Raw genomic sequence first — 12,182 nt, 5'->3', positions numbered from 1 at the left:
GATACATACTGAAAGGGTATGAATTGTGTTGCGTTGGTTTATGGGATTTTTTAACGCGGCGTATGAGTATCATTTGCGCGGCATGTTGCGCAAGCCTTAAAGAACGGCACATTTCGCTGCAAAAAGCGGTCATGACGTGAGTTTGTCACAATTCCCATCAATAACTTTTTGTTATAAAAAGGCTTTTTTAATCGAAATTGTGAATAATCGGCACGGTGAATTATTTTCCTTCAAAGTTTCATTCGCTCATTTTTCATACTCTTCAAACAATGCGTGATCTGTAGCCCAAATAATAAACAAAGCTTGTAAAGCCCCTACTATTAACGTTTTTGCGACATATTATTAACATCTTACAAGGAGAAAAAAAGCCATGAGCCAAGTACATAAACACGACATTCCCGCAAACATTGCGGACCGTTGCCTGATAAACCCGGAGCAGTACCACGAGAAGTATCAGCAATCCGTCTCCAGCCCGGACGTCTTCTGGGGTGAGCAGGGCCATATTCTTGACTGGATTAAACCTTATCAGAAGGTGAAGAACACCTCCTTTGCGCCCGGCAACGTCTCCATTAAATGGTACGAAGACGGCACGCTGAACCTGGCAGCAAACTGTCTTGACCGCCACCTTGCCGAACGCGGTAATGAAACGGCCATTATCTGGGAGGGCGACGACGCCTCTCAAAGCAAACACATTACTTATAAAGAACTGCACCGCGACGTGTGCCGCTTTGCCAACGTTCTGCTGGAAAGGGGCATTAAAAAAGGCGACGTGGTGGCTATCTATATGCCAATGGTGCCTGAAGCGGCGGTAGCCATGCTGGCCTGCGCGCGCATCGGTGCGATTCACTCGGTGATTTTTGGCGGCTTCTCACCGGAAGCGGTAGCCGGACGTATTGTCGATTCCAGCTCGAAACTGGTGATCACGGCCGATGAAGGCGTGCGCGCTGGCCGTGGCATTCCCCTGAAGAAAAACGTCGATGAAGCGCTGAAAAATCCGAACGTGAAAACCGTCAGCAACGTCATCGTCCTCAAGCGTACCGGCGGCAAGATCGACTGGAACGAAGGACGCGACCTGTGGTGGAGCGATCTGATTGAAAAAGCCAGCGATCAGCATCAGCCGGAAGAGATGAACGCGGAAGACCCGCTGTTTATTCTTTACACCTCCGGCTCAACCGGCAAACCGAAAGGCGTGTTGCACACCACCGGCGGCTATCTGGTCTATGCCGCTACCACCTTCAAGTACGTATTCGACTACCATCCGGGCGACATTTACTGGTGTACTGCCGACGTAGGCTGGGTCACCGGTCACAGCTACCTGCTTTACGGCCCGCTGGCCTGTGGTGCCACTACGCTGATGTTTGAAGGCGTACCGAACTGGCCAACGCCGGCGCGCATGTGTCAGGTGGTCGATAAACACAAGGTCAATATTCTCTATACCGCCCCAACGGCGATCCGCGCATTAATGGCGGAAGGCGATAAGGCCATTGAAGGCACTGACCGCTCTTCGCTGCGCATCCTCGGTTCCGTTGGCGAGCCCATCAACCCGGAAGCCTGGGAGTGGTACTGGAAGAAAATCGGCAACGAAAAATGCCCGGTGATGGACACCTGGTGGCAGACCGAAACCGGCGGCTTTATGATCACCCCTATGCCGGGTGCGACGCAGTTAAAAGCCGGTTCAGCAACTCAACCGTTCTTCGGCGTACAACCTGCGCTGGTGGATAACGAAGGCAATCCGCTGGACGGGGCCACCGAAGGCAATCTGGTGATCACCGATTCCTGGCCGGGCCAGGCGCGTACCCTGTTCGGCGACCACGAGCGCTTTGAGCAGACCTACTTCTCGACCTTTAAAAACATGTACTTTAGCGGTGACGGCGCCCGGCGTGACGAGGACGGTTATTACTGGATAACCGGGCGCGTGGACGACGTGCTTAACGTCTCCGGCCACCGTCTGGGTACCGCGGAGATTGAATCCGCGCTGGTATCTCATCCGAAGATCGCCGAAGCCGCCGTCGTCGGGATCCCACACAACATTAAAGGCCAGGCGATTTACGCCTACGTCACGCTGAATCATGGCGAAGAGCCGTCACCAGAGCTGTATGCCGAGGTGCGCAACTGGGTACGTAAAGAGATTGGCCCGCTTGCCACGCCGGACGTACTGCACTGGACCGACTCTCTGCCGAAAACCCGCTCAGGCAAAATTATGCGCCGCATATTGCGCAAAATCGCAGCCGGTGACACCAGCAACCTCGGTGATACCTCAACGCTTGCCGATCCTGGCGTGGTGGAAAAACTGCTCGAAGAGAAGCAGTCCATCGCAATGCCATCGTAACGCGATCTCCCCTCTCCCACCGGGAGGATCTATAAATGCGTGTTGATATCCACCAATGTCAACACGCTTCAACATCCCCTACGCACCATGCTGCAACTACTGGATTTACACTCTCCCCCATGTCTATCATGCCCCTTTGAAGTCAACGGAAATCAATTCGCTTCTGGGGGCTACTCCGGGGGCAACTAACAGGAATCTAACGCTATGGCATTAACTGCCCGTCAAATAGAAACGGCTAAACCCAGAGACAAAGATTACAAGCTGACGGACGGTCAGGGGCTGTATCTGCTGGTCAAAAAATCGGGTGCCAAATACTGGAACCTCAAGTACCGTTTTGTCGGGAAAGAGAAAAAACTCTCTATTGGTGTTTACCCGACTGTCACCCTGGCTGAAGCACGTTCCCGCCGTGAAGACGCCCGCAGACTACTCAGGGAAGGAAAAGACCCGTCTTACGAAAAACAGGCAAGCAAACAGGCCCACAGAACCAGTGTTGAAAACACCTTTAAGGTGATCGCTACCGAATGGTTCGCTCACAAAACACGCCAGTGGACCGAACGTTACCTGAACGACCAGATCGCCCGCATGGAAAACAAAGTTTATCCCTTTATTGGTCATCGTCCCGTTACAGAGATCCAGCCAATGGAAGTCTTAAACTGCCTGCGGGAGGTTGAAAAGGATGGAAAACTGGAAACCCTGCGGAAAACCCGCCAAATCTGCACGCAGATATTTACGCACGCCATCATTACTGGCCGGGCAGCAATCAATCCAGCTGCACATCTCAGCAGCGCACTGCTGCCACCAGAACGGGGGGAAGGCCGTAGCCTGGATACTGAGCAACTTCCGGCCTTTATGCGGGATCTCAGCCAGTCCCGGCGTCTAATGGCAAAGGGGACACTGTTACTTATGCTGACGGCGCTACGTACCGGGGAATTGCGTCAGGGCCGCTGGGATGAGATCGACTTTGATAAAGCTATCTGGGAGATCCCAAAAGAACGTATGAAAAAGCGACGGCCTCATATTGTGCCATTATCCACGCAGGCAGTAGAGATTCTGAAACAAATTCAGGCACTCACAGCATCGCTGAACTCGCCTTATATATTTCCAGGCGCACGTAACCCGGCTCAACCCCGGACCAGGCGTTGCATCAACGATTTTCTGGAACAAATCGGCTGGCATAAACACACCGCGGCACACGGGCTTCGTCATACTTTTAGTACCATCACTCATGACGCCGGGTTTAACTCCGCGTGGATTGAACTGCAGCTTGCTCACGTGGACAAAAATGCTATCCGTGGCGTATACAACCATGCGCTGTATCTGGATAACCGACGTGAAATGATGCAGTGGTACGCTGACCATATAGATAGTCTGAGCCGTGGAGATAAAACGGCGTAATCCCAGGACGCTCAGCTTTCGCGGTTGGGCACCTTTCATTTTATTTCAATCCCTTCCAGTCGTCAGTTCTCAGCAATCACAATCCTCAATTTTATTTAAAATAAACCATGGTTTTATTTTAACGCTATCGTATTGAAATACAAAAATCTCAGGTATTTCAGTGCATGAATTTACCACTGACCACTGCCTCAATTCTGTGTGGTGATTACACCCTGCAAACAGGGTCACAGCCCTCCATACAGGAAACAGACCAAATGAAAAGATTTCTCATCCTTGTCTCACTGGCTGCACTGCCATTTCTCATTGAGCGCTCGCTGGCGCTGATTCATCTCATTGTGCTCTCAGCTTTGACTCAATAACCGCTCTTCACTCTTCCGGCAACGCCGGATAACTCAATCTCAATTCACACTTGACTCAACTAAGGTGCAATATGCGCATTTACATCGACGATGGTTCGACTCACATCAAAATGCTGTGGGAGCAGCACGGCAGGACCTTCACCCACCTCAGTCCCAACAGCTTCAGACGCGGATGGTCAGCCACGTTTGGTAACGGTAAGCCGTTTAACTACACCGCAGGCAAGGAGAAATACTCGTTTGACCTCATTTCCCCTGATACACTTACCACCAGCAATATCGAATGGCAGTACAGCCCGCTCAACGCCGTAGCAGTCCATCACGCGTTACGGACCTGCGGGCTTTCTCCCCAGTGCGTGGATATCGTGGTGACGCTGCCGCTGTCGGAGTTCTACGATGAAGACGCGCAGTACCGGCTTGATAACATTGAGCGCAAGAAGCAGAGTCTGATGCAACCTGTGGAACTGAATAACGGTCACCTGTTTACCATCACCCGCGTTACCGTGCGCCCGGAGTCCATTCCTGCCGGGATTGCGCTGTGCGATCAACTCTCGTCCTCCAACTCAGTGCTGATTGTTGATCCAGGCGGAACGACGCTGGATATCTCACAGGTGGCGGGCCAGATGTCTTCGGTGTCGCGTATCTACGGCGATCCGACCTTAGGCGTATCGCTGGTGACTGATGAAGTGCAGCAGGCGTTACGTAAAGCCGGTATGGCGCTGTCCCGCTACAACGTGGACCGATTGATTATCAAACGTTTCGACGACACGTACCTGGCGAACAATATCAACGATCCACTTGCTGTCGATGGAATCAAACAGGCAATCCACAGCGGTATCGCGCGTTACCGGGCGCGGGTGCTGGAAGCGATAGATCGCTTCAAAGGCTATACCCATGTTGCGGTTGTTGGCGGTGGAGCCTGCCTACTGGCTGATGACATACGTACTCATGTTAACCTGCGCGAAGATCGTTTCTTTGTGGCTCAGGATCCGCAGTTCGCGCTGGTGCATGGTCTGAAAGCTATTGGCTGATGGAGGTGGAATGAACCGAAGAAAAGTGCTGATTTATCTGCGCCCTGCAACACATGCCAGCGAGCGCTTTGCAGATGCGCGTATTGAGGCGCATCACCGGGGAGATCGCGGTGAACTGTCACGAACGGCATTACTGGCTGGTATAGCGCTGGGCGAGATTGACAGCAGGTTGCCGTCTGTACTGGCCGCACTGCTGGCTGACAACACGGGCCCGGAAACACTGCGAACCATGCTGTCGTCGTTTCTGAGCATTCAGTCGGGTTCTGTTCCATCTGTAACGGAGACGACTACAGAACCACAACCAGTGGTAACGGAGCAGCCCACCAGCAGCGTTTCAGCGAAAAATCTGGCGGGTTCTCTGCCAGAATGATTTATAATTGATGTTATATCATTACAATAACTAAATAAAAAACAGGACGCTCAGCCTTAATGGTCGGGCGTCCTTTTATGACTGTATTCTTTTTTTGCTTTCTTTTACCACCAGCGTTAAACCTGCTCCTGCAGCGGTGCTGGAGAATGTACATTTCCCGATTAGGGCAGCAGCCGATAAACGAAATATCCGTGACATCGGCAACCAGCCAGATTTTGGTACCCGCAGGAAGGGAGATCATCGTGGACTCCTTTTCATTTCACCGATCAGCGCCTGCGGAAGGGCTGGCGTCACCGCACCACTGAGTTTTAAAGAGCCCCCCGGCAGATGCACTTCACAGCACAGTTCTGCGTTGTCGTCATTTTTCGGCACATTCAGAAGTGCGCCATCAATAACGTCTGGCTGCCGTTCCGCTATTTCTACGGGGAGCAGGGTTACGGGAGTGACAGCAAAGCTTTTATTTTGCTTCTGCCGGTAAGGTCCATTTACAATTTATAAAATTGACTCCAGCCGTTGTTTTGCCTGGCTGGTTAATCGTTTAATTCCCAGAGATCGGGCCATCTCAGGTATGAGATTATCGCCTTTAAGACTTAAGGCCAGCGCCCGTAACTCTTCGCTTGGAACTGCATCAACCTGACGAATATCCGAATCCGTAGCAGGCAGACGGAATGAACACCAGTCTGTACGCTGGGTTTCAGACAGCCAGATAAAATCATCACCAGACGGATCTGTCGCAACATGATACTGCTGATCCACGATCTCCATGACGCGCTCACGAATCAGTCTTCCTACCCGGCTAAACCCATGTACACGCGCGATGCGTTGAACCAGAGTTATATCCAGAACAGGTGCTTCAGTATTAAGCACATCAGCAATAAGCGCTTTGAGCGTCTCATCATAGCCACCGACATAGAACTTCTCTGGATCCGTCTTCCCCTGCCAGTTTTTCAGCTCATTGACAACATATTGACCGGCTTTCCCCGACGAAACGGCTTCACCTGTCGCTGAACCGGCATACTTTAACTCCGGCAACGCGCCTTCTGCTTCATCGTCGGTCGCTGTGGCGAGGATTGTCACCTTGCTGTTCTTAGGTATCACTGTTAATATCGCATCGTCAGCAGGCGCTGAAACACATTGTTCGCTTTCGACCTCGCCGCCCTCACTGACAGGCAATTCGTCGGATATCTGCACATCTTCTACAGCAGCAACTTCTTCCGCCCTGGACTCCTCCAGAAGCTGATTAATCGCAGCATCCAGCCTTTCCAGCGCTCCCGCCTTATCAATCCACCACTCAGTTGACCACAAGCGGAGAAGCTTCCAGCCCAGCCCCTGCAAAATAGCGCTACGCACTTTATCGCGATCCCGTGCAGTGGCCGCACTGTGATAAGTGGCACCATCACATTCAACCCCAACCAGATAATCTCCGGGTTTATCGGGATGAACAATGCCCAAATCAATTCGGAAGCGCGATACACCAATCTGGGAAACAACCTGCCAACCCTTGTTTCGGAGCCCATTGGCAACCGCCTCTTCGAAAGGAGAGTCGTATCCGCCTACTGAACCACGGACAGCCTGCGCCATCGCCATCGGGCCGCGTTGAGCAAACTCGATAAAGTGTTTAAGGTCAGCAACTGCACGCGCGCTGGTACGGTTAAGATCGATAAGAGAAGGTTCAAAAGAGCTGAACACCATCATTTCCTGACGTGCACGGGTGACAGCAACATTGAGTCGACGCCAGCCCCCTTCACGGTTCAGGGGCCCGAAGTTCATTGACATCGTATTAGCACCCGGTTCCGTCGGACCGTATCCAATACCGAGCATAATCAGGTCACGTTCATCCCCCTGGACCGTCTCCAGGTTTTTTACAACAACAGGCTCTCCCTGTTCAGACAGGAAAAACGGCTCAATTTCCGGATGCTGTTGGCGGGCGCGATCCAGCAGATCGTTGATCAACTTCTGCTGTTCGGTATTCAGGGTAATGATCCCTATCGATTTTCCTGACGCGATGAATGCCTTATCCGTAAGGCGTTTTACCGTCTCTGCAACCATGGCCTCAGCTTCTGCCTGATTATGGCGCCCTTTCCCCTTGGAATAAACGCCTTCAACTTTGCACCACTGTACGGCACTTAACTTTGTTTCGGACGCCGGGAAGGTGATTAAATTACTGTCGTAGTACCGGTGGTTCGAGAAAGTGATCAGACTTTCATGACGACTACGGTAGTGCCAGTTCAGACTGTGGTTATACAGGCCCGCAGCCAGGCACTCGTCAAGAATACTTTCCATATCCTCTTCAGTATCATCAGTATCATTTGCCGCGCGATTAAAGAAACTCGTTGGCGGCATCTGACGGGGATCGCCTGCAACAACAACCTGCTTACCGCGCGCCATCGCCCCGATAGCATCCCACGGAGAAATCTGGGACGCTTCATCAAAGATAACGAGATCAAACAGCGCCAGCTCCGACGGTAAAAACTGAGCAACGGAAAGCGGGCTCATTAACATGCAGGGAGCCAGTTTAGACATCGCATCGCCCATTTCAGCAGCCATCTGTCGGACAGGTTTATGACGTCGGGATTTCTGCAACTCATGTTTAAGCAATGCAAAACCGCCCTGCTTACTGACCTCATTTTTTGCCGGGATCACACCGCACAGTTTTGCACGAATATAACGAACAGTCAGTTTAGCCAGGCGATCGGTCTGTGTACGATACGCTTCAATATCGCTCGAATGTTCCGCAGGGACAAAATTATGCAACAGCGGTTCAGCATCAATGACCCATGATGCAAACCAACGGCAATACGCCGTTTCAAACAGCTCACTGGCACTGATATCACCAGACTCAAGCTGCACGAGCGCATCCACCAGCGGTAATAATCCCAGCCCAACGGCTTCCTCACGGACACGGTTCCAGTCACTCCAGGCTTTCAGTGCAGACTGATGCAACACAATACCCTGAGCACAATCACGCAACACAGGTACCGTCAGATCGCGCTCTGATGCCTTTATTATCTGACTGAATATCACTCTGGCATCGTTTAACTCTGAAATTGACTCACGCAAATTGCGGGTCAGAGCCGCAATCGCACCATGGGCGTCAAGCAGCTCGTTGGCGTCAATCATCAGCGTCTTGACTGCCGCTCTGATATCAGCAAGCTGTTGAGGGGAAGAAGCAAACACTGCCAGTGCTCCACGAATGGCGTCGGCCAATTCCAGCGTGTTTTGCAGGGCTGAATAATCCGTATCAAGACCCTTCCACCCCGGGAACCCGGCGATCAAAAGTGCAAGTTCCGACAACTGCTTATCTAGCGACTGAAGTTTTTCGATAGCCGAAAGATCGACAGCAAAGTCAGGCTGCGTACTCAGTGCATGTTGTCGCATAAACTCAACTGTGGCTTTTTTACGGGCTTTCTTCGCAAAGAACCAGAACTTCTTATCCGCCTCTTCCAGCGCAGCTTTAATCTGTTGCACGTTGGAGTTCTGCCAGCTGTTATCAGGGTAGTTGACCGACAGCTGTGACTTCGTGGAGCTGATATCACGAAGAAGGGCTATTGTTGCTTTCGCAGCATCAATTCTTGCACCGGCATCCGGCGTAAACATAAAACTAAAATCAATTCCGGCAGCTTTTGATAGCAGCTCGCAAAGCGTGACCAACTGAAGAAGTTTATCCGGTTCACCTGAATCCAGGGTAATCCCGGTGGCCGCCAGTGATGCTTCAGCCGATTTTTCGAGGCGCTCAATTTTTAGCGGGATCCCCTGAGCCTCAGCTACCAGCGACGATTGCCAGCCATTCGTCCACTCCGTCTGATTAATCGCACAGAAATGACCATCATGTTGCCTGAAAGTATCACGGTTGAGTTCAAGACGTTTGGTAACCTCTCTGAACACTGTCATTTGTTCGTGCGTATGGAGGGTACCCGCCGCCCAGGTGAAGTGAGGTGTTACGACGCTGGCATCTTTAATCACCCGCCCCATCGCCTGATGGAGAGTTAACCCGTTCGACCAGCGCTGATGCAGCAGGCGAACAATACCATTGAGTCTGTTTCGCAGGCGCTGCACCTTGCCTGCTTCTTCTCCCCATTCCTGGGTCGTCAGAAAATCACGGGTATCCCATGCTCTTTCCAGTTGTTTGAGGAAATCCATTTTTGACGTTTTGCTGGAATGCAGTTCCAGGCAAAACTCACCCAATCCCTGGGCTTCCAGCCGTCGGTAAACTACATCCAGCGCCGCTTTTTTCTCAGCAACAAATAAAACACGTCTTCCCAGTGCCAGATTATGCGCAATCATGTTGGCGATGGTCTGGGATTTTCCCGTTCCTGGCGGCCCATCGAGGACAAAATCGCGACCTTTTGCAGAGGCAACTACAGCGGCTACTTGCGAGGAATCAGCAGGTAATGGCAGGAAAAGCTCTTCGATATTCAGCACATCATCAAGTTTATCTGCATCAATGATTTCGCCGCTTTTCTCAAGAATGACATCCTCTTTTCCGCGCTCAATGAGGTATTTCACGAGCGGGCTCTGCATCAGTTGTGGCGCTCTGTCGATCAGATCCTTCCACATCAGATATTTGGCAAAAGAGAACGTGCCGATAACAACGTCCCGCATGACCTCAAAACCGGGCATATCGCGCACTGCACGGCGTACCATATTCCAGATACCATCCACATCGATCCCGCTCTCATCGGTCGGTAACTCACCATCCAGCCCGTTGATTGTCAACGCAAAATCATTATGAAGAAGTTCGAGCAGAGTCAGATTGAAGCGGGGCTCCTCTTCCAGAAGACGCATCGTCACGCCTGACAGCGCACTTTTTCGATCCAGTTGAATAGGGAGCAGGATAAGGGGAGCTGAATAACTCCTTGGGTCATCGGCAGACTTTTTCCATTTCAGGAAACCGACAGCAAGGAAGAGGGTATTTGCTCCACCTTCTTCAAGATCGCTTTTAGACTTACGGTATAGATCGATGAGCGATGATTCCAGACGCTCTTTTTCCAGCAGTGAGACCACTTCGCCACGCTCCAGCGCCTGGCTGGCATATTCTTCACGAAGGTTTTCATTGGTCTGCTGGCGATAGAGCTCAGCATCCCGCCCCCCGCTTTCGAGATCGGGTAACGAAACAATACGGATCCGCTTACCCTCTGCCAGCTTGTCTTCCAGATTTCCCGGGTTAGAGCAAATTAGCCGTATCCCTTTTGCACTCTCCGGCATGTGCAATAAGCGATTACGGGTCGTCAGATCGAGTAATTTTCGCTGCCATTGTACAAGCCGCCCGGATGTTTCTTTTTTACCATCAATCTCGATATCGAGATCAAAAGAAGGGAGTAAAGGAGCATCTTCGAAGCCATGATGGACTTCAATCACTGAATCAGGTTCGCTTTCCAGCCGGATCCCCCCGAGCGCCAGAGGGCGAATTTTTTGCATGCGGGCGCGACGGGTATCAATAGCTGCATGAAACTCTTCTTCAGTCAGGTGTTTGAGCGCTTCTTCACTGGCCTGTGTAAATGATGGCGGGTGTGCTTTTGTGACAAGCGTTGTTTCGAACACCACCATTTCTTTCAAATCAACGCGTTTACGGACCGCAGAGACATCTTCAGTGACCAGTTGAGCAAATTCCTGCGGCTGAAGCCAGAGACCTGCAAAAGCATGCCCTTCACTCAGATAAACCAGTGGGTTAAGCCCCATTTGTTCGAGCGCTGAAGCGAACAATAATGTTGTATCCAGGCAAGTCGCTACCTTGCCTTCCATAATGGCACCCGGAGTCCGAATTTTCTGACCGTTACACTCAAAGCTGGCAGGGGGCAATGCATAGCTGAGACTCTGATTACAGATAGCCGTCCATAGTGCTGAAGCCATCTCCCAAACACGGGTTCTGGATTTGCTTTCATAGCCATCAAGCGCATCGTTTTTCCCCGCACCGCGCAGCACATCCGACGTCGCTTTCAGAAGACGATCCACGGCAGGGTCATTTGGCATAATAAAAGAAGGCAGGAGTTCGACCATGGCATTGCCCCCCCACTCATTTTTTGCCAGTGCTTCGAGGGGATAATTCAGCGAGAAAAGCGTTACCTCGCCCTGCCGTAAGGTGAGTGTAACTTCACATGCCACACTTTCCGTCAATTCAGCCAGCCATTCCGCATTCAGCTTCACATCCCGCTCGCGAATATCAAGGGATGAACTGGGAAGTAAGCAGTCAATATTCCATTGTTTAGCTTCCAGCACTCCAGGTGTTGTCTGCAGATGCAACGTCAGATTCTCAAACGTTTGTTCTGACTCGTTATGCAATGCCAGTTCACGTAACAAAGGAACCGCATTCTGGTGAGACGTAAACCCCAGTTTACGCGCAATGCTCACATGCGCTTTAATACTCATTGTTTCTCCTTAAGAGAAATTATTCTATACACGATTAACTTGAAGATGCATTTTTCAGCATCTGGAAGTTGTCATTAATATGACCAGCCAGCGTCCCGGCGATGAGCGGTAATTTATCGCTGAAGAAGTGATGTATTTCCTCACGGAACACTTTTGGCGAGGGGAAGTAGCGGTTGTTTCTCACCTGCTCATTCATCACCTTCCACAGCCGTTCTATCGGATTCAGATTAGGGCTGTACGGAGGCAGATAGTGAAGCTCGATATTTAGCAGCCAGGCCCACCAGGGAAAGATTACGAAACCCCGCAGCCCGCAAGGACTGACGCGAGATACTTCC

Annotated in this window: 6 protein-coding genes and 1 pseudogene; 4 read left to right on the top strand and 3 right to left on the bottom strand. The window is 51.4% G+C overall.

Going from position 1 to position 12,182, the window contains the following annotated elements:
• The first annotated feature begins 370 nt into the window (after positions 1-370).
• The 4 genes and pseudogenes from acs to AAIR21_RS23355 form a co-directional block, all read left to right on the top strand.
• On the top strand, positions 371-2,329 hold the full coding sequence (gene acs / locus AAIR21_RS23370) for an acetate--CoA ligase (RefSeq protein WP_020882831.1): 1,959 nt from the start codon (positions 371-373) through the stop codon (positions 2,327-2,329).
• A 204-nt stretch (positions 2,330-2,533) separates the two neighbouring features.
• On the top strand, positions 2,534-3,724 hold the full coding sequence (locus tag AAIR21_RS23365) for a tyrosine-type recombinase/integrase (protein WP_422701944.1): 1,191 nt from the start codon (positions 2,534-2,536) through the stop codon (positions 3,722-3,724).
• Between the two features lie 430 nt (positions 3,725-4,154).
• The gene (parM, locus tag AAIR21_RS23360) at positions 4,155-5,111 is read left to right on the top strand and encodes a plasmid segregation protein ParM domain-containing protein (protein WP_422701946.1); all 957 of its coding nucleotides are present in this window, start codon (positions 4,155-4,157) and stop codon (positions 5,109-5,111) included.
• Between the two features lie 10 nt (positions 5,112-5,121).
• Positions 5,122-5,376, top strand: a pseudogene (locus AAIR21_RS23355) (plasmid partitioning/stability family protein); the annotation flags it as partial.
• A 118-nt stretch (positions 5,377-5,494) separates the two neighbouring features.
• On the opposite strand, the gene AAIR21_RS23350 reads toward AAIR21_RS23355, so the two are convergent.
• The 3 genes from AAIR21_RS23350 to AAIR21_RS23340 all read right to left on the bottom strand — a co-directional run.
• On the bottom strand, positions 5,495-5,722 hold the full coding sequence (locus AAIR21_RS23350; RefSeq protein WP_422701947.1) for a hypothetical protein: 228 nt from the start codon (positions 5,720-5,722) through the stop codon (positions 5,495-5,497).
• Between the two features lie 251 nt (positions 5,723-5,973).
• Entirely contained in the window at positions 5,974-11,847 is a 5,874-nt protein-coding gene (locus tag AAIR21_RS23345) for a DUF3320 domain-containing protein (protein ID WP_422701949.1), read from the bottom strand.
• Between the two features lie 34 nt (positions 11,848-11,881).
• On the bottom strand, positions 11,882-12,182 hold a 301-nt coding region (locus AAIR21_RS23340), incomplete at its 5' end, for a transposase (protein WP_434682358.1).

Source organism: Enterobacter sp. PTB (assembly GCF_051130085.1).
GTDB classification, from domain to species: domain Bacteria; phylum Pseudomonadota; class Gammaproteobacteria; order Enterobacterales; family Enterobacteriaceae; genus Enterobacter; species Enterobacter ludwigii.
Note: the sequence above shows the minus strand (reverse complement) of the source record. Positions and strands in the feature narration are given on the sequence as shown.